Here is a 409-nt window from a genome sequence, read left to right as displayed (position 1 = left end):
TGGCCGAGGCGGGCGACCTCAGCGCGCGCATCGCCGGGCTGGAGGCCCGCATCCGGCACCTGGTCGAGCCCCTGGCCGGGCACCTGCTGGCGATACCGGGCATCGGCCCCGTCTCGGCGGCGGTGCTTCTGGGCGAGATCGGCGACATCACCCGGTTTCCCACCGCGGCCAAGCTCGCCGCGCACACCGGGTGCGCGCCGATCCCGGTGTCCTCCTCGGGGCGGGACCGCCACCGGTTGTGCCGGGGCGGCAACCGGCGCCTCAACAGTGTGGTCCACATCGCCGCGGTGGTGCAGAGGCAGCGCCATCCCGGGGCCGGGGCCCTGGTGGAGCGGTTGGAGCCGTCCAAGGGCAAGCGGGGCGCCTACCGGGTACTCAAACGCCATCTGATCGATGTGATCTACCGGGC

General features: G+C 73.6%; 1 protein-coding gene. It reads left to right on the top strand.

Annotated elements, in window-relative coordinates; translation table 11 throughout:
* A partial coding sequence (locus tag RM446_RS24925; protein WP_311547845.1) for an IS110 family transposase occupies window positions 1–409 on the top strand: 409 nt, incomplete at both ends.

Origin of the sequence: Streptomonospora wellingtoniae (genome assembly GCF_031845375.1) — a bacterium.
Taxonomy (GTDB): Bacteria; Actinomycetota; Actinomycetes; order Streptosporangiales; family Streptosporangiaceae; genus Streptomonospora; species Streptomonospora wellingtoniae.
Note: the sequence above shows the minus strand (reverse complement) of the source record. Positions and strands in the feature narration are given on the sequence as shown.